This window comes from Aequorivita nionensis (genome assembly GCF_046352995.1).
Classification (GTDB): Bacteria; Bacteroidota; Bacteroidia; order Flavobacteriales; family Flavobacteriaceae; genus Aequorivita; species Aequorivita nionensis.
In genome coordinates this window covers 2,355,561-2,374,714 of sequence record NZ_CP130281.1, presented here as the reverse complement: position 1 = coordinate 2,374,714, position 19,154 = coordinate 2,355,561, and the positions used below count along the sequence as shown (strand labels likewise).

Genomic DNA, 19,154 nt, shown 5'->3' with positions numbered 1-19,154 from the left:
CACGTCAATCGGGCTGAGATATGTTTTGGCTTGTTCATCAGCGTTACTTCAATATTATTCTAATCTTTTCTCTTTCCTTTCCTTTGGAAACGTTATTGATATATTCACGAAAAGCGTCAATAGCTTCATCCGGGGTCAGGGGTTTATTGAAAGTAGATTTCATTCCCTCCAAACTCAGCTCCACTTTTTCTAAGCCTTGATGTAAATCCATAATGGCATTGCGCATAACAACAGCATTCTCTTTTGACAGCGTAATCTCATTTGCCTTAAAACCTATAAGTAATTTTTGTTGCTTATCATTTAAAAGCCCCATATTCTTCTTTACAACTGGATCCTCCAAAGTTTCTTTAAGAGTATGTATCCATTCCTCAAGTAAAGCACTTAAAGAATTCTTTAGTTGTTTAATCGATAAGCTTTCTTTTCCTTCATATTCCAAGGGATTAAAATCCTGATAGGGTGCGGTTAAGATCAAATTTTTATTTACAGTGCTTTCGGCAGGCTTTAAACTTGCGAGTTGTCGCTCCAATTCTGCATACTGAGCCGTTGGTAAGAAATCGGCCACTTTCAGGATATCCGCTATAGATTTTTCTTCCGAATCCAGCAAAGCGTGTTTTTGTGTATTATCTCGCTCGCTAATGCGATACTTTAGGTACATACTTAAATACCAATCTGCATAGCGTTCTTTGAATTGATTAAGTTTTGATTTATACCCTGTCATTTTTACTGAATCGTTGCTAGATATTATCGTACCTAGTTGATTAAGCGTATCTGTTATTTCATTTTTAAAATCATCATCAGTAATATATTGTCGGGCCTGTTGGAGATAAGATATATCAGCATTAAGAGCCTCTAATGCCTGCAATTTATTTTCCAGGTTTTCTACTTCAGTTTTGATAGGAAGTAATGTGTTTAACTCATCTGTGGAAAATTGGAAGTTTTTAATTTTTGCTTCTGTTGTATAGTTAGTTAGTTTATCACAGAATCTGGAAAAGGACAAAAAGTCTCTTGAGTATTTAGCAGCTTCAGTTGGGGATACTATTTCAACCCCTTTAAAGGTATATCCTCCTTGTATTGTGTTTGACACAACCACTGTGCGCTTTGCCCACTCTCCTGCGGCATTTACTAAATGTGTATAAGTAGATGGATCTCTTAGTTGATTGCTTAAATCCCTACCTAAAAGACTTACAAACATCATTTTTAAAGCTGCAAGATTTAAACCTTTTGGCGGCTTGATATGGGTAAACGAAAAGTAATCCTGTTTGTCTATATCTTTAAGTTCATTCAGGTTAGTGGAGTTGATTACCTTCCCTGAAGTCAAGGTGATATCTATTTCGCCTAAAGCTGCCAAGGTGGCCATTACCACAAATTCCAATTCTGCTTCAATTTGAAAATCTTTGGTAAGCCAAAGGTTATCGCTTTTATCAACGTATTTAATTATTTCGTCTCTGTTCAGCACCATACCTTCTCCCTTATCTTTTAGCATCTTAAGGAGACTTTTCGCATAAGGCGAATGGCTGTAATCTAACATTCCTGGCACCCACAATCCGAGGCCTGCTAAAATTCCTTCTGCATCGCGATTATCTTTTTCCGGTGAAGCAACTTTAAGTAAAGCTTGTTTAATTAAGCGATCTAGGTTGTCTTTAGTTACACTACTGTTTAACTGTGAAAATTTTGGGTAATGGGGACGGTCATTTTCGAACCAGTCTTCCAAAACCATAGAGGCCACTTCAGAAAACACCTGCTCTTTACTAGAACCCGTTCCTGGTAAAGGATAACCACTCAAAGGCAATTCCTTTCCCTGATAATCTACTTTTGTACTTTGTACATATTCTTGGTCAAACAAAGTTCTGGCCTTTTTATTGAGTTCATCAATTTTTTGACGGTAAATAGCTTTTTGGGAAGAATCGGCACGAACCTCTAATGCCAAAGCCGCCCCATATAAAACTACAACATCTTTAAACTCTCGAGATAAATCATCGAAAATAAAATAGACCTCATCTTCTTCATGATTTCGGTTCGATTTCCCGAAAATAGGCATGAAGTACATATAAAACTGTTGCCTTGGATGAGTGGTGGACCTTTCATTTGGATTTCCAAAGAAAATATACCCATCCCGATAGGTTTTATGTGATTTCCAATCAATAGAATGTTCCCAAATTCTAAACCCAGTACGATACGTATCGTGGTCTAAGGGTAAATTAACCTCTAGAAATTTAAAGAAGTATTCGTCTTTTTGGGAGACTGCCATAGTCGCAGCATAATCTTTAATTTTCTGATCAAAATTAATTCCTCCTTCAATACGCAGATGGAATTCAGCATTTTCATTATTTCGATCGAAAAACTGTCCAGAAGTTGCTGTGATAATCTGTTGAGCAGAAGAATCTATAATGTCTATTAGAAAATCCCTGTCATTAGCTAATGAATCAGTTAGACACAAATCATCCACTAAGTGTTCGGCATTCGTTCCGTTTTGCTTTTGTAGCTCCTGTTGCAAAGATTTAATCGCACAGGCATTGACAATACGTTGTGCAATAGATTTTTTTGATGCACGGACCCCAATGAAATGAGAATCTATTTTATCTTCAATAGTATCGGTAATTTCCTTTATTCTTCTAACATCGGGAATAGCCATCAAATCCTGTTCTCTTTTCATGTCTTCCCAATACCGATCGTAAGTAAGCAACCCGGGATTATCAGTTGGAACATTTTGTTCTAGCAATTCAGAAAATTGTTTGGATAAGGTTTTTAAGATTTCTCTTTGGCTTTTTCCTATTCTTATTTTCTCAAAATTCTCAAAGTATGTGGGATGCACAGGAAATAAATCCACATAGTCTTGTGTTCTTCCGTGCATATCAATGAAAAATTTCAGAAATGGATCTAAATGTTCTCTTACCTTTTGTTTTTGATGTTCATTTTTTCTCAAAAGACGGTTCTTCACAATAAAAGCCACATCATCTTTGGTAATCATTATGTCTTTATAGCGGTCATTTACCTTTTGAAGCATTTCGGCAGCAAATTGAAATTCAGGAGAGTGGTAAATCATTTCCTGAACTCCAAACACAAACTTGAACTTAGTGCCGTCACAGGCCTGCCCCAAAGCTTGCAAAACTCCTAAATCTTGATTGAGTTTGTCCGCCGCGCTACGGCCTTTTAGGTAAGCGAGCATTTCATCAATAACTATCATAAAACCTTTGTCCGGAAACTTCTCTTCAAATTCGGCCATCATCAATAATAACTTATCGAAATATGGCTTTGGTCCATGGCCATCAAATGAGAATTTTACTCCTATTTCTTTAAGGTAGTTCTCAATCTGAAAGGTTATAACCTCCCAAAGGCTTTCAGTATTTCCCAATTCAAATCGCAGCACTTTAAATTTCCCTGCAATTGTAGACAAATCTTTCTTTGGCTTTGGTTCATTAACTAGATCAAGTAAAGATTCATCTTCAGCAATTAAAGAGACCAAAGACATTAAATGCGATTTACCTGTACCATAGTTTCCTACTACTTGCAGGCCAAAAGACTCTCCACTCTGTGTAAAGTCTAAGTTCCGAATCATTAAGGGAATGAGGTGGTCTTTAAAAGTTTCTGAGAAAACAAATGTTTTTATCAGGGATTTTTGGTAATCGGAATCTTTTGTTCGGCTAAACTTCACAATTTCCGTGATGGGTTCGAAGTTTATAAGTTCTTTATATTTCATATGTAAATAATATTTTTTTAAGGTGTTTCAGCATCTAAGTGTAACAATGTTAAAACAACTTATTTATTAAATTTTGTTTACAAATTGATTCTATCCATTCATAGAATTATATGAGTAATATCTTTTAGGTTTATTTCCACTCCCTGTTCTTTCGAAAGAAAGTACAGTTTACTTTCTTCAATTTCACCCTCCCACTTTACAATTAATGCAGTATCTCGAGAATACTTCTGTAGAGTATTCTTTATATCTATTTTAAGGTCTTTCTCGAGCAATATGCCTATATTTTCAATGGCAATATAGTTGCCAAACTCCACAGAATATTGCAAATTCAAATCTACAATTTCATCCAAGAATTTAACAGCATTATTAGGAAGACTTTCCTCTGGAACCCCACGAAGTTTTATGGAAAGTGATTTTCCGATATCTATATATGGAACATCTATAAAATCCTTTGGGACTATAATTAACCGATTTCGAGGATGTGTATTGACAAATTGAATTATGTTATTCATATTACTTCTCATTTTGGTAATAATCGATCATTCTCTCCGCATGTTCTTTCATCTCGTTTTTCAATCCCTCTGGCTCCAACACCTCAACATCCTTCCCATAAGATAAAATCTGCTGTATCAGCTCCAGATTGATCACCGTTTCAAAGAACACCTGATTCTCTTTGCCTTCTTCTGTAAACTCATCCCAATACGGATGGATGGGTTTTGTTTTAAAATACTGCAATCGTTGGGGGGAAAATCGCAATACCACTTTTTCTACGAGGGGTTTTATTTGGGTCACGCTTTGCTTTCGAACACCAACCATTTCATTAAAAAAAGGGGTCCAATCTGTTTGGTCATTTTTTATTTCCTTTTCTTTCAGTATTTCAAAATCCTTCAGACGGTCATCTAAAGGAATGCTCCATTGGTTTATCTTGGCAGTTTCATTATACCCAAATACAAACCAGCGTTGGTTGTATTGTTTTAATACGTAGGGATGAAAAATATATTCTTGTGGTTTAGCATCACCAAATCCCTGAAAATTGATCTTTAAAACGTTTTTATTTTTTATTGCCAAAAACATGGGTTTTAAATGGCGTAGCCCTTCATAGGCTTCATTTTTATCATAAAATAAAATCTTGCTATAATCAACTATTGTTGAAGCCCCGGCTTCTTCTTGAAACAGTACCAAGGCTTCAGCCAGCTTATCAAATTTAGGATGTCCATCATAACGTTCCAATAACTGCTGGGCGGCTTCAATTAAATATTTTTCATAGGAGAGCAGGTCTTTCTGCGCTATGGAAAAATTGGGATCAGCATATACATACACCTCTTTCCCTTCATATCGCTCCACATGCAAAGGTGCGCCAAAACCATTTTCAGAGTCTCGGAATAATCGTATATCATCTCTTAAGGTACGTATTGAAATGCCCTCGCCAGGATACACCTCAGCAATTTCTGAATTCACCACATCCATTAATTCCTGAAAACCCAAAGGTCTTTCTCGACGTCGGAAGCATTTATCCAAAATATTATATCTGTAATGGGCGTGTTTGCTGTTGGACATTGACCTTGTTTATAGGAGTTGGGTATTAATAAATTGAAATCTTTTAAAAAGGATTTCTTCAACCATAAATATTACTTTCTCTTGTGCTTTTTAATTTCAAATTTTGTTATTCATAAAATAATTATCCAAACTCTTTTTTAACTCACTCATTCTTAATAAAAAACCATATAATTCCGCTATTACTCCACATATTTTTTTAATATTATCTTCTTCCTTAAACGCGTCTATGTTAGGAAGCACATAGTACAAATGGGGGTTTAACTGGTGACAATTTTCATATTTTGACATTTGTTCGTTTAATGGTAATTGTTCAAAACCTGAATGTTTGGTAGTAAAATTATTATAATCTCTTTCCAAGATTTCATACTGTTCCCATAATTCCGCTTTTTTAAGCGCTTCTTCAAAACTTCCATAGTTAACCGAACACATCCATTTTGTAGAAATAATTATTAACCGTATTTTTCCTTCATGAGGATGAGTAAATAATTTTACCCAATGCCCCCAATCCTTCTCTGTAAACTTGATATAGGCATTGGTTTGCACTCTTGCCCCCTGAGGCTTTATTTTATTACTAATCTCAGGCAGCTCTTTTTGAAGTTCGGGTATTAACCTGCGTCTGATACTTTTTAGCAATTCTCCTCTATGGTATTCTTGAGGTGTTTTATCAAATGCTTCTAAGTTCGTAACTGATGATAAACTGATAATCCCTCCTATAATATCCTCTACGCTTTCCCCATGTTCAATCACAGTTTCTTTAATCGTGTTTAACAATCTTGAAATATTCAGCGCTTTCTTCTTAAGATAGGGATCGTTTTCACATAAACGAAATAATACCTGCTCCCAAACTTCATCGAATTCTGGATTTTTGGCAAGTTTTTCCCTACTCTGTTCATCCAGCGCCTTAAGGTTCATCTGTAATGCAACACTTTCGTTCCACTGTAGAAAATTTGGATACATAGTCAACAATCTATATACAGGTGGATAAGAAATTTGAATACTAACGAGGGCAAAATTTATTAATATTTCGAGGTCGCTATGTAATTGGTCATCCTCATTCTCTTCCTTCATCTTTTTGCTCTTGGCTGCATTTATACAACCAATGAGTGAAAGAGAGTTGAGCATACGCTTTAAAGCCCGGGGATTTGAACCAACTGTAAGATTAGCAATATCTGTAAAATTGACAATTAATTCTGTCTTTTTGCCTTGTTCCGTGGTAATGTAATTGATATTGAGAAGGCTCTCTTTTAAAAAATCATCAATTTTATAATTATTGACAGGCATAGAAAATGGCACCTGGATTATTTTGTCAAAGAAAGATCTAAATTCCCGCTCATTATAATCGGTAAGCTTTCCGAATTTTGGCTCTAGTCCTTTAATAACCACATCGTAATCTATTGCTAATACAAATACACAGTTTTTTAATGTAAAAATATTTTTTAGTAATTCAAGAAGTTCAACGGCAACTGGAGGATCAATACGATCAAGATCGTCTATAAAGAAAATGAAATTACTTTTTTCTGTATTGGAGCAGCAATCACTAATAGCTTTTTGAAGTTCATTTCTAATTTCCGATACAGTGGATTTACCTTCACTAGGAATAATTTGCTCACTTACGAAATCTCCAACTCCATCTGCCAGTTTATTTCCAGCGGTTTTAATAGCAAAGGAACCAGCAGCTTTACTAAATTTCGCAAGCTTTCCAAGCATTTTTTGGGTTTTGGATTCATCAATATCGGCAACTTTTGCAGTTTCCTGAATTAGGCAACCCAAAATATTTATTAGAGTGGTATGCGCATCATTCATCAATGCGTACTCCCAAGTATTTAGCCAAATGGAATGGAATTTTGAGTTATCCCCCACACTTAAACTTTGTTGAAGACTGTTCATCAAGGATGTTTTACCACTGCCCCATTCACCTTGTAGCGCTATAGTAATAGGCGTATTTGTGTTTTCAATGAAATTAATCAGACCGTCTTCAAAAGGCTGGATACCAAATTGGTCACGTTCTCCTTCTAAAACATTTCTAGGTATATCGGTAATACTGGAGCGTAAATTTATTGCCATTTATATTTATTAAATTATTGATAAGAATGCATAGAGTTGATCTCGAGTAAGGGTCCCGTCTATATAATATGCCACACTACCATATTTATTTTTTTCCTTAATTTCATCACCATCAACATAATATCGCGTATTGCCGTATTTGTTTTTGTCCTTTACTTCCTTTCCGTTAATGTAATAACGTGTAGTACCATATTTGTTTTTTTCTTTGATTACATCGCCATCAATATAAAATCTTGTAATACCATATTTGTTTTTTTCCTTAATTTCAGGATAATCTATATAGAATAGAGTAGTTCCATATTTCTTATCCTTAATTTCATTTCCATCAATATAAAATTGTGTTTTACCGTATTTTTTGTCCTTTATTTCTGGCATATAATTATTGTTATCTCTTTCTAAAATTAAGTTTAGGTTAATAGTGAAAATTTATTTTACAGTTTTCGGTAAAGTATCAAACATCCCTCAAAACGGCTCCATCCAATCCAACCAATCCGATTGTTCCGAACATCTAAAAATATCCGTAATCACATCGCCCGTAAACTCAAAATACAAGGCGTGCTTAAAGCCAGAATGATTACCCGTAAGCACAAAAAGAGGCTTGCCGCATAGGCAGCTAGTACAGATATTTGTGGAGAATAACATTTTGGTATCGCCCTTTTTCCGTAGGGAATCAAATATTTTCTTTTGTTGTCTTATAAAAGAGGTTTTCCGCATATCTTGATATAGGCAGTCATCATCTAGCATCTCATTCAGTAAATGGTAATCCAGGTTCTGATAGGCAGCAAGGGTTTGTTGAAGTTTGGTTTTTAATGTTGCTGTTTGGGCGAGGGTTTCAATTAATTGGGTTGCTGCCATAGTTTTGTTATTGATCCAAGGGGTGTATATCGTTTTTTAAACCTCTAATTTGTCCTTCTATCTTTCCCATAAACCCGCGGTATTTGTCTAAGTAGTCCACAGTTTCAAAAGCATTGATAGCTTCTACCTTGCGCTTAGCTAAATCGAATACAAGCTCAGCATAAAAATTTTCAACTGCATAAACGGTTATGTGTCTTTGCGGGCCGAACCAAGTTAGAAACTTTGCCAACTTAGGGCAATGGTTTTCCACATATATAAGCTTTTCATCAGCGAACAAATGTTCAAAATCGTATCTGGTCATTCAAGGGTGATTGTTATAATTGATCGAAAATAATACAATATTGATTTCTTCCATTACGGAAAACCGTATTGGGAAACAAATTAAAAGGGGAGAAACCAAATATATTAAATATTAAAAATACACAGCAAAAAAAAAGAGTTTTCTCGGCAAAAAGCATTATTCGGAGCTCATTATTGAAATTAGCAAATTAGGGGAACCACATCATTTGTTTGTGAGGTTTCAATACACTTCTTAAATCTAGTATGAAAATATAGCCTTAACAAGTGAAAATATAACCATTCAAGTTGATAATTTTAACTTTAATATTTATCCGTATTTTATTTGATTGACAGCTATTTAACATTTAATTTTAAAGTGAAAATACTGACCAATGACAAAAAAACTATTCCTCCTCATTTATCTATTTTTTTCCAGTGTTTCATTTTCGCAACAGGTAAAGATTGATAGTTTGAAACAAATTATTAAATATGCCTCAAGCGATACTGTAAAATTAACTGCATATTATCACCTCATTAATTGTTATCAAACTAATGACATTAATTTGGCGGAAAAATATTTGGACACATTATTTAACAAAGCAGAAACAAAAATGTTATATAAATATGTCCTTACTGGTTACGCTCAAAGAGGAACAATTGAGTTTAGAAAGGCCAATCCAAAAATGGCGATCGAATTTTGGAAGAAGGGATTAGCACATCCTCAAATTAATAATTTTCCAATTCAAAAAGGTAATTTATTTCATAACATTTCTGTTGGATATAAAATCTTCAAAAATACCGATTCAGTTATATCTTATTTACACAAATCAATTGATTTAAACATTCAAGAAAAAAACGATATTGGATTAGTAGCTAATTATTATTCCATTTCAGACTATTATTCAACCATCACAGAAAATGATAGTGCTGTAAAATATTTAAATAAATTAATGGATGTGGCAATTAAGAAAAATGACCAAATAGCGATTGCAAGAGCATATATCCTTCTCGCTAATATTAGCAGAAGAGAATTGGACCATAAGGATGCTATTAAACAATTTCAAAAGGCGTTATCAATATATAAAGAAAGAGAACCTCACAATCTTATTATGCAACGCGGCCTTCTGTTCGAGATTTCTCGATCCATGATGAATTCAAGAAACTACGAAGAAGCCATTCCAATCTTAAAAAATATAGAAACCCAATTTGATGCAAAATTATTTGATAAAGATTTTTGGAGAGATTTTAATGTTAACCTTTTAACCTGTTACATCGAAACCTCGGACCATCAAACTGCTAGAAGAATTTATCAAAAGCTAATTTTGGAAGACAATAACATTAGTGAATTTTGGTTTTGGAATACACTTTCCCGTTATGAAATATGGGCTAGTCAAATATCAACAAGAACTTATGAAAGATTACTATCGGCGGAAAAATTGACAGTAAAAAATAATGAGAATGAAAAAATTCAGACTATAAAATATACTCTGGCTTCTTATTTTTATAAAAAACGCAATTTCGAAAAAGCATATTTATTATTAAAAGAAAGCCACGATTTGGACCAAGGAATTCGCAGTCAGGAAACGAGCATTATTAATCTCGCTCAAAAGCGAAAATTCAATGAAGTTTTAAAAGAAAAAGAAAACCTCACTTTAAAAAAGAAAAATGCCGAACAGCAACTCGCCGTACAAAAAGCCACAAACCTCAACCAACGCTATGGTTTTATAGCCTTAACCGCCTTTCTCGGCATTTTTGGCGTTTTTTACTATTCAAAAAACCGTCGGCGAAAGCTTAGGGACGAACATATAATCAACATTGCCCAAGCAAAACAAAAAGAACATGAAAAAATAGGGGCCGACTTGCATTCCACCAAAGCGAAAGATTTGGAGAAAATCGCTTCAAATCTCGAACAAAAAGGAGAAGCTGAAATAGCGTCTAAGGTTCGGGAAGTAAAAGACAGCATCAGGCTGCTCTCACACGAACTTTTCCAAATTCCCTTTTCGCAACAAGAATTTGACGACCAAATAATTAACTTGCTATTTGAATACAATAACGAATCCCTTAAAATATCTCACCAAGGAATCCATACAATCCCCTGGCCACAGGTTGACGATACCATTAAGAGAAATCTTTACCTTATTATCAGTGAGGCTATTTCAAATGTAAAAAACCACTCGAAGGCACCTACGGCCAACGTAAAATTCCATAAAAAAAATAAAAATATTGATGTCACTATAACGGATAACGGAATAGGTTTCACGGAAGAGGATCTAAAAAATGGGCACGGCATTGGTAATATGCGTATGCGTGTAAATGAAATAAAGGGAAGCATTCGCTTTGATGCCGTAAAAAACATGGGAAGTGAAATTGGAATATTTATAACCGCATTTTGATTATGAAGCACATCTTAATTATTGAAGACGAACAGGATACCCTCGAAAATCTTATAGGAAAGATCACTGACGCTTTTCCCACCTATAAAGTTTCATCGGCCTTTGATTGCGACGAAGGATTTAGAATTCTAAATTCCTCAAAGGTGGAATCTCCTGTAGATCTCTTAATCACCGATTTAACCTTTAGGCGCCAACCAGATACGCGCTTGATAAAGGATGGGCAGTCTTTACTCCAAAAAATAAAGGATTTAAAGTATGAGATATCGCGAATTGTATATTCCTCACACGACGAACTAAAATTTATCCATCCCGTCATGCAAAACTTCGAGCCAGAAGGTTATGTACTCAAGTCAAGCGACAGCACAAGCGAACTGCTCTTGGCAATTCCCCGGATTTTAAAGGGTGATTCCTATTATAGCCAAGAGGTACTTGCAAGCCAAAAAAAACGATTTGCATTTGCCATGCAATTGGACGATATCGACCAAAAAATTATTGAGTATCTCCCGGATGTAAGTTGCATAAACGACTGGGACGATTTGTACGAAGCTGGAAAAATCCCCATCAAATACAAGTCTGTCAACAAGCGCTTACAATCTATATACGAAAAGATGGATGTTAGCAATGAAAAGCAATTGCTTTTAAAACTTTATCAGCAAGCCATAATAGGAACCTAATGGTTCCAAAATTTCTATACCATGGTTCCTATTTAGGAACCTTTTTTCATTTATACCCACCTAATTTTATAACGTACAAAGGAAGAGGATCTGCAACTCTGTGGGGAGTTGAAAAAAATCCGAAGGTCTGCTTCCTCCCACTTTAAAGCCGCGCGGCAGAAGGATACTTTGTTTAACCTCTAAATGAATAGAGATGAAAAAAACAGTATTTTTTTGTGCCTTAATGCTAGTGTTGGGAATAAACCTAACCTCTTGCACTCCACAACCGCTAACCCAAAACGGGAACCATCAGGCCACAGGCGGCGAGGAGGAAAACGATCCCGTGGACCCCGATGGGGATGATTAAAACCCAATCAATTCCCGAAGGAAATCATATTTCGCCTTCGGGAATTTTTTCTATATTTAAAAACCAATCCCTAAAGTGTAAAACATATAGTTGTACCTTGTAGAAATAAACTAACTAACCAACTCCTCTATGTATGAATAGAAATTTTCTTCTATTCCTTGTGTTTTTTTCTTTCTTCCTAGTGGAATTCCACGGCTACAATGCTATTCCTTCACATCCCACCAGGCCCAATACCACTAAAAAAAATAGTGTGCCCCAGCAAGAAAAGGACACCCTGTACAATTCCTACATCAACAGTATGAAAGCCGCATCCAAAAAGAAGGAGTATGGGCAGGCAATTGCGACTGCAAAAAAAATGTTTCTTTATGCCCAATCCCTGAAAGATACTAGTGGCATGGCGCAGGCACGCTTTAGAGAGGCATTCTATACCGCTGAACTTCCCAATCTCATTGCGGCCAATAGCTGTTACAAAGAAGCAATAACCTATGCCGTCGGTGCAAATGATATCGCTCTTCTAATAAGCTTGCACTTAAACAAGGCCGATGTGGAAAGAAACCTCGGCGATTTTTTTCAGGCACAGCAAACCGTCCAAAGGGGGCTGGGGTATTTGGAAAAAAGTAAGGACAGTCTGGGGCATTACAAACTCTACAATACCTTGGGCATTGCCTGCAACGATGCGGGGGAATTTGCCAATGCCCAAAAGGCATATGAAAACGCTTTGCTATATGCTACCAGCTTTAAGCAACGCGCCGCCCTGCTCAACAATATGGCCGTAAACCACAAAGAGCAGCAAAATTATGAGGAAGCCATAAAAATATATAAGAAGCTATTGGCAACAACAGAACTAAATGCTTACCCCGAAACAAAAGCCCGCATTACGGACAATCTAGGGTATGCGCTTTTTAAAAATGGCGACGCTATGGGCGGGGAATTAATGCAAAAAGCGCTTGCAGAGCGCCTGCTGTTGGATGATATAAATGGCCAATTTGCCTCCAACATCCATCTAGCCGATTTCAACTTGGATAAAGACCAGCCTAAAGCCTTAAACCACGCCGATAAGGCAATGCAAATTGCACTCAAAACCAAAAGCCCGGATTGGGAACTGGAGGCATTGCAATACATTATTAGGCTTAAACAAGATCCTGCGGAAGAAGCCAATCGTTATTTTCTACTGAACGATAGCCTCAATAGGGCACGAGAAAAATTGCGGAACGAGTATATTTCCACCAAATTCCTTACCGAAGAAAAGGACAAGGAAAACCTGACCCTCAAACAGGAAAAGGCCGAACAAGCGCTTTTAACAGAAAAGGAAAAGACCCAAAAATGGGCCATTGGTGCTGGTTTTGTTGTTTCCCTGGCCGGGCTCGCTTTTTTCTTTATGGCCTACAACAAAAACAAAAAACAAAAAGAGGAAATTGAAAAACAAAAAGTCCTCGTGGAAGACCTACAGCGCGAACTGCACCACCGGTTAAAGAACAACCTTTCCTTTATAGATTTCTTCATTTCGTTAGCCAAGGGTAAATTCCCCGACCCCTCCTATCGTGAAAAACTGGACGAGCTTCAAAACCGTATCAACAGTATGTTTGAGGTGCACAAACAACTATTCAAAAAAGAGGATGTAACGAACGTAAATGCAATAACCTATATTTCCGCTTTATTGGAAAATGTAACAAAAGCCTATAACAGACCAAACATAACATTGGAAGAAAATGTTGCCAACATAACCCTGCGTGCAGATATCTCCTTCCCCATTGGCCTTATCATCAACGAATTTGTTACCAACAGCTATAAATATGCCTTTCCCAATAATGAAAGGGGTGTTATTTCCATTAGCTTAAAGGTAGATCGTGAAAACTATCAGTTAAATTTGATGGATAATGGGAAAGGACTTCCCGTGGGATTTGATATTGACAAACTGGATTCCTTTGGGATGGAAACCATAAAATTGTTGACAGTGGAGTATAAAGGCACTTTTAAGTTCAGTGGAAGCGATGGAACAAGAATGGACATCACGTTTCCCAAATGAAATCGAAATCAAAAAGCGAAATCGAAATCGGAAAATCAAAAATCTTATATCTTAGTTAAAAAAAGTTACAGTCTAAAATTTAAATCTCCTCACATGAAACCCAAAGCCCACATCTTAATTGTAGAAGACAAAGCAATATTATACAAACGCCTATCCATGGCACTAACGGAAGAAAATTACAGTGTGGACGGATTTACCCCGAGTGTGGAAAAAGCTATGGAGCGGCTTCAAAGTAAAATGCCGGATATTGTTTTGTTGGATATTGAGCTGGAAGGAGAGCAAACGGGTATTGATTTGGGCAAGATACTTTCCACAACCTATGACGTTCCGTTTATTTATGTTACGGATTATGATGACAATGAAACCTTTTTTGAGGGATTAAAAACAAAACACGATAACTTTTTGGTAAAGACCAAACCCCATTTGGATACACAACAAGTAGTGCGCGCTATTCAAACCGCGCTACAGCGGACTAAAAAGGAAAAGTTACTACCTCCAAAAGATGCACTACTATGCTTTACAGACTATATTGAAAATATCAAGGAGCAAGGGAGCTCCCAAGTATCGCAAGTGCCCCTGCCCTATTCCACTATTGCCCTAATTACGACCAATTCCACAAAACTGAACGAATCCAAAACAAAATTAAAGAACAGGCCCTGCTATATAAAACTCCGTACCAACTATACACGGCTGGAAACATGGGAAAAGGAGTCGTATTATTTACCAGCCTCGCTAGCTGAACTGTCCAGCAAATTACCGCTGTCATTTATTAGGATCAATGAAAGTGAGATAGTTAATCTATCACCTCAAGTTTTACAAGGTCGCATCAACGGCAACAAACTCAAAATCGGGGAACACATCTGCCATATTTCAAAAACCTATAAGCCCGAGGTGGAGAAGCGACTTGAATTACTTTACCAAAAGTTTAAATAAGCAGATTTTCATTGCTATAAGGTATATTTTCATTTTTAGTTTCTTAAAGTATTCTTAATGCTCATTTTAGCGGTATTGTAAATCTATAAACCTGGGTTCCATGAGTTTTATAAAAAAAGTATCACTCTTATTTGCAGTGCTATCCATTGCACACCTCTCTGCACAATCAAAAAAAGCAACCACCTCAAGCGGTGAAAAAGTAATCTTGAAAACGGACGGCACATGGGCTTATGCAGAAAAATCGCCAAATGTTGAAAGTTTAATTCTAGAATATTCTGAAAAACCATACTACAGCAACAATGGAATATTGAACGACTTTGAAAAGGCAAAAGCGGAAATAGTGTCTAAGGTTGAAGGTTTCGGGCTTGGTGGCACTAAAACGTTTTTGACAATTTTAAGTGGAAAAAGTGATGTGCGATTTGAAAAAGATGAAGTACCAACAATAATTGTCAGGTTTGATGGCAAGGACGACCCCGAGGATTATTTTATTGTTATGAAGGCAATGAAATATACCGATGTCCGCAAATTTTTATTGTCTAGCCGCTCTATGTCCGGTGGCGCTAGAAAAACAGATGAGAATGAAGTTTCATTTGAAATGAAAAAAATAAAGGACAATGTATATGAAATAACTTTGGATGCTTTGACCAAAGGGGAATATGCCCTTATCCCTCAGGATGACATAGAATATACCCCTGGAGCTTCTGTTAAGGTTTATTGTTTTGGGGTTAATGAATAATAAGTGATCAAATCAAGATTGATTTCCATAAGTGATTCTTACAGATAATCAATTAACATATTAATCCGACAACAATTGTGGTCAGATTTTTAAATTCAAATCATCATCATATCCGTGAAAAAGGTTTTATCAATTCTCGTAATTTTTTTGAGCTGTTCGTGCCACTTAAGTACTGCACAAAAAAAAACTACTATTCTGGGAACTATATTGAAGAAAATTGAGGATAATGTAACCCCGAAAGAGAAAGAGAATAATTCTTATCCTGAAAAAAAGCCTATAAAAATAAATACTTCCATAATTCAAACTGAAAATGATGAAGTTATTAAAATTCCAATACTTTTTCATTTTGTACATAAAGATATCAACTTACTTAATGAACAAGCGAAAAAAACTTACACCAAAAAATTTTATAAATTAATTACACTTCTAAATGAAGGTTTTAATGAGGTAAATCCAAATAATATTGACCATCCTTATAATTTAAAAATTGGTAAAGCTAATATTCAATTTTATATACCTACAAAAGAATTTGATGAAAATTGTAAGTTAATAAATCCTATCTCCTTTCATAATACTAGTCAAGAATTTTTTGTCGAAAAAAGGAAAGATCCAATTCTAAAAAACAATGGATATGTTAATTCTGAGCATTATTTAAATGTTTGGATTTGTGATCTGAGAGAGGCTCATAATACTTTAAAAATTAAAGTAGGGTATGCAACAAAAAATAGAATTTACCCGACTTATGATGGTGTCGTTTTTTCATTAGTCCTATTTAATGAGATGGAAAAGACACAAAAATATTGGTCTTCCCACGAGATAGGACATTATTTAGGTTTGGAACATATTTGGGGCACAGACGATGAATTGGGTAATATAATTTGTTCGCTTGATGATGGAATTTCAGACACCCCACGTCAAAATGGACCTACTTTAGATAAGAATGGAAATAAATTTATAGAATTAGATGAAGTAAAAAAAATCTGTTTAGATATAAGAGATGGCAATTACCAAAATTTTATGGACTATTCGGCATATGTTGAAGGAATGTTCACAAAAGATCAAGTAAAGCATATGAGAGATTATATTAAGAAAAACCGCTCTGGCCTACTTATAAAAAATAATTGTAATGGTTCTGTCGTATCTACTATTCCTACTATAATTAACACTAATAATTCGGAGACATCTGGAAGCATATGTATAGCCAACCCAAATTATTACAATAGAAAAGTAGTATTGACACACAAATTTACCTCGCAAAAATTTGAATTGTTTGTGAATCCGCAAAGTAAAGGTTCAGAAAACAAATATTGTTTGTATGAGTTGCCTCTTGGTATTTATCGCATAGAAGTATATACAACTTTCACAAATAGTAGGGTAGAATCTTTCGAGACTCCGATTACTTCCCGTGAAACCAAACGATTAAAACTGGATCAAAATGGATATAATTAACATTTTCATCTAAAACTATCGCATTTTCATTTTCATTTTCTTAAAAGTTTCTTAATACGCATTTTAGCGGTAAATCTTAATACTCGTTGATTATGCAATACAAAGTTGTTCCTTTTCCAAGTTCAAAAAATATTAATCAGACTTTACAATCCATTATCGATTCGGAAGCAGTGGATGGCTGGAATTATGTAAACCATCAATACTCACATTATTTAATGCCAGGCAGTGCTGGCTGTTTTGGAATAGGAGCACGTCCCGACTCTATTTGGCATGTGGGAAATGTGGTATTTCAAAAACCATAAAATGAAATATTTGTTGCTTTTGCCCATCCAACTCTATTGGCATTTAATCCCTTCTCATAAGCGTAAACAATGCATTTTTAGAGAAAATTGCTCAAAACACGTTTTTCAAATAACAAAAGAGAAAGGAATTTTAAAAGGTATGACCGCACTTTGGTTTCGCTATAAAAATTGCAGGGGCAATTATATTATTACACATACTGGAGAACAAACCCTTTTGGTTACTGCAACTCGATTCGTATTACAAGAAGATGAAATAAGAGAGGGATTAATTGAAAAAACATATTTACAATGAAATATAATTTAACAATCATTTTATTCTTTTTTACAACTCTATTTGGATTTTCCCAAAACACACGAGATGTAGTTTATCTTAAAAACGGTAGCGTGGTAAAAGGCAATATAACTGAAATGAATCCCGCTGAAAATTTAAAAATAAAAACTGCCGATGGTTCTCTGTTTGTTTATCAAATGAGTGAAGTCCAAAAAATGGAGAAAGAACAATTTGTGGGACAGGAAATAAATCAAGAAACGAGTTCTAACGTAAGCCAAGGAGCGATAGATACCTATTTCAGAAACTTTCTTTCAGAAAAAAGACCTGCGCTAAATTTTGTAGGTGTTTCAAAGAAAAACGGTATAAAAAAGGAAGTGTATGGTCAAAGAGTTTATGAAATCGAATATGAACTCATAATGGATGCCAAACAGGATATTTATATAAACACTAATGGGCTGTCCGCATTTGCAGAAAGTTTTAATGAAAAATTTGCATATACTCTTCAAAACACAAGTGGTTACGAAGCCGCCTTAACAGGTAGTAAAGATAGAATACAAAAAGGACAACGTATAGTTGCAAATGGCACAATAAGTTTTGAAGAAACCGACAATGGATGGCGTGCCACATATTTCAAAAATGAAAATTTCAAAACCGTTTCCTCAAATTATGTTACTCCGGAAATGGCGGCAAAAATAAAAGAAGAAAGGGCTTTGCTTACAGAGCGAAAAAAACAGGAAGGAGATTGGAAAATGGCAGATATAGCCGAAGTAAACTTTCAGCCCCTTTATGTAAAGGCAGAGAATGTACCTGTATTTAAAATAATAACATACAGAATTGTGGTAAATAAATTGCCAAAAAAATGTGAAGATTGTCGAAATGACAATATCAACGCCATACAAGATGCGGTAAATGAGACTTTGAAAAGAACAAATAGGTACTCAGTAGTTGATGAAACAACTTTCAAAGCTGAAGAAAATACTGGGATGACATTTATTTCATTAGGCGGGATTGATTATGAATATAAAATAGATTACGATTCTTCGGGCAGGGGCGGCGAGGGATTTACTTGTAAAATATCTTACTCGGTAAGTGCGCAAGTAAATTTAGAGAACCCACAAGAAGCAAAACTGAAGGACACCAAGGCTCTCATCTCGAGCACTAAACCAGGATATTACTATTCCACAAAAAAAGATGCATTTGATAAAACGCTACAAGAATTCAAGGAAGATTTATTCAAACTTATTCTCAAACAAGAGCCCATAGAGCTTGAATTGATAACAATTGTAAAAGATAAGCGGGACAAAGTAGATAAGCTTATTTTTAAAAAACCGGTCAATTTTTTTAATAAAAATAAATTGGATTTTATCGTATATAAAAAAGGTGATCTTGTCTTTAACGGAGAGAAATACTCCCTGAAAGATAGAATTGCAGAATGTACTTTTAAAGGAGAGATGACAGATACTGAAATAGTTTGTGATGTTTCTGGAGGAAAGAACAAAAAAGCGTTGGAACAATACGTTGGAAATACGGGATTGATTTTAGCCATTAACAATTAATAAAATATCATTTAAA

The 19,154-nt window shown here is 35.3% G+C and carries 17 protein-coding genes; 10 read left to right on the top strand and 7 right to left on the bottom strand.

The window, feature by feature from the left end:
• Positions 1–43: 43 nt before the first annotated feature.
• The 7 genes from Q2U82_RS10780 to Q2U82_RS10750 form a co-directional block, all read right to left on the bottom strand.
• Positions 44–3,697, bottom strand: a complete 3,654-nt coding sequence (locus Q2U82_RS10780) for a DUF6079 family protein (protein WP_410004880.1) — start codon at positions 3,695–3,697, stop codon at positions 44–46.
• Between the two features lie 98 nt (positions 3,698–3,795).
• Complete coding sequence (locus Q2U82_RS10775) at positions 3,796–4,209, bottom strand: hypothetical protein (protein ID WP_410004879.1); 414 nt, start codon at positions 4,207–4,209, stop codon at positions 3,796–3,798.
• Position 4,210: 1 nt separating this feature from the next.
• Positions 4,211–5,254: a helix-turn-helix transcriptional regulator gene (locus tag Q2U82_RS10770; RefSeq protein WP_410004878.1), complete on the bottom strand. Its 1,044-nt coding sequence runs from the start codon at positions 5,252–5,254 to the stop codon at positions 4,211–4,213.
• A 96-nt stretch (positions 5,255–5,350) separates the two neighbouring features.
• Entirely contained in the window at positions 5,351–7,318 is a 1,968-nt protein-coding gene (locus Q2U82_RS10765) for a P-loop NTPase fold protein (protein WP_410004877.1), read from the bottom strand.
• Positions 7,319–7,327: 9 nt separating this feature from the next.
• Positions 7,328–7,693, bottom strand: a complete 366-nt coding sequence (locus Q2U82_RS10760; RefSeq protein WP_410004876.1) for a hypothetical protein — start codon at positions 7,691–7,693, stop codon at positions 7,328–7,330.
• A gap of 87 nt (positions 7,694–7,780) precedes the next feature.
• Entirely contained in the window at positions 7,781–8,173 is a 393-nt protein-coding gene (locus tag Q2U82_RS10755; protein WP_410004875.1) for a hypothetical protein, read from the bottom strand.
• 7 nt (positions 8,174–8,180) lie between these two features.
• Complete coding sequence (locus Q2U82_RS10750; RefSeq protein ID WP_410004874.1) at positions 8,181–8,474, bottom strand: hypothetical protein; 294 nt, start codon at positions 8,472–8,474, stop codon at positions 8,181–8,183.
• Positions 8,475–8,844: 370 nt separating this feature from the next.
• Here Q2U82_RS10750 and Q2U82_RS10745 point away from each other — a divergent pair, with 370 nt between their 5' ends.
• The 10 genes from Q2U82_RS10745 (at position 8,845) to Q2U82_RS10700 (ending at position 19,138) form a co-directional block, all read left to right on the top strand.
• Positions 8,845–10,845, top strand: a complete 2,001-nt coding sequence (locus tag Q2U82_RS10745; protein ID WP_410004873.1) for an ATP-binding protein — start codon at positions 8,845–8,847, stop codon at positions 10,843–10,845.
• Positions 10,846–10,847: 2 nt separating this feature from the next.
• On the top strand, positions 10,848–11,519 hold the full coding sequence (locus tag Q2U82_RS10740) for a response regulator transcription factor (protein ID WP_410004872.1): 672 nt from the start codon (positions 10,848–10,850) through the stop codon (positions 11,517–11,519).
• A gap of 193 nt (positions 11,520–11,712) precedes the next feature.
• A complete protein-coding gene (locus tag Q2U82_RS10735; protein WP_410004871.1) occupies positions 11,713–11,865 on the top strand; it encodes a hypothetical protein in 153 nt (50 codons plus the stop codon).
• Between the two features lie 133 nt (positions 11,866–11,998).
• Complete coding sequence (locus Q2U82_RS10730) at positions 11,999–13,891, top strand: histidine kinase dimerization/phosphoacceptor domain -containing protein (protein ID WP_410004870.1); 1,893 nt, start codon at positions 11,999–12,001, stop codon at positions 13,889–13,891.
• Positions 13,892–13,984: 93 nt separating this feature from the next.
• Positions 13,985–14,824 (top strand): response regulator transcription factor, encoded by an 840-nt coding sequence (locus tag Q2U82_RS10725; protein WP_410004869.1) that lies wholly within the window; start codon positions 13,985–13,987, stop codon positions 14,822–14,824.
• A gap of 100 nt (positions 14,825–14,924) precedes the next feature.
• Positions 14,925–15,560 carry a hypothetical protein gene (locus Q2U82_RS10720; RefSeq protein WP_410004868.1) on the top strand — a complete coding sequence of 212 codons (636 nt, stop codon included), beginning with the start codon at positions 14,925–14,927 and terminating at the stop codon, positions 15,558–15,560.
• A 114-nt stretch (positions 15,561–15,674) separates the two neighbouring features.
• Positions 15,675–17,009 (top strand): M43 family zinc metalloprotease, encoded by a 1,335-nt coding sequence (locus Q2U82_RS10715; protein ID WP_410004867.1) that lies wholly within the window; start codon positions 15,675–15,677, stop codon positions 17,007–17,009.
• A gap of 92 nt (positions 17,010–17,101) precedes the next feature.
• The gene (locus Q2U82_RS10710; protein ID WP_410004866.1) at positions 17,102–17,311 is read left to right on the top strand and encodes a hypothetical protein; all 210 of its coding nucleotides are present in this window, start codon (positions 17,102–17,104) and stop codon (positions 17,309–17,311) included.
• Between the two features lies 1 nt (position 17,312).
• Entirely contained in the window at positions 17,313–17,603 is a 291-nt protein-coding gene (gene yidD / locus Q2U82_RS10705; RefSeq protein WP_410004865.1) for a membrane protein insertion efficiency factor YidD, read from the top strand.
• Complete coding sequence (locus Q2U82_RS10700; RefSeq protein ID WP_410004864.1) at positions 17,600–19,138, top strand: hypothetical protein; 1,539 nt, start codon at positions 17,600–17,602, stop codon at positions 19,136–19,138. The genes yidD and Q2U82_RS10700 overlap by 4 nt, the downstream gene beginning before the upstream one ends.
• The last annotated feature ends 16 nt before the right edge of the window (positions 19,139–19,154 follow it).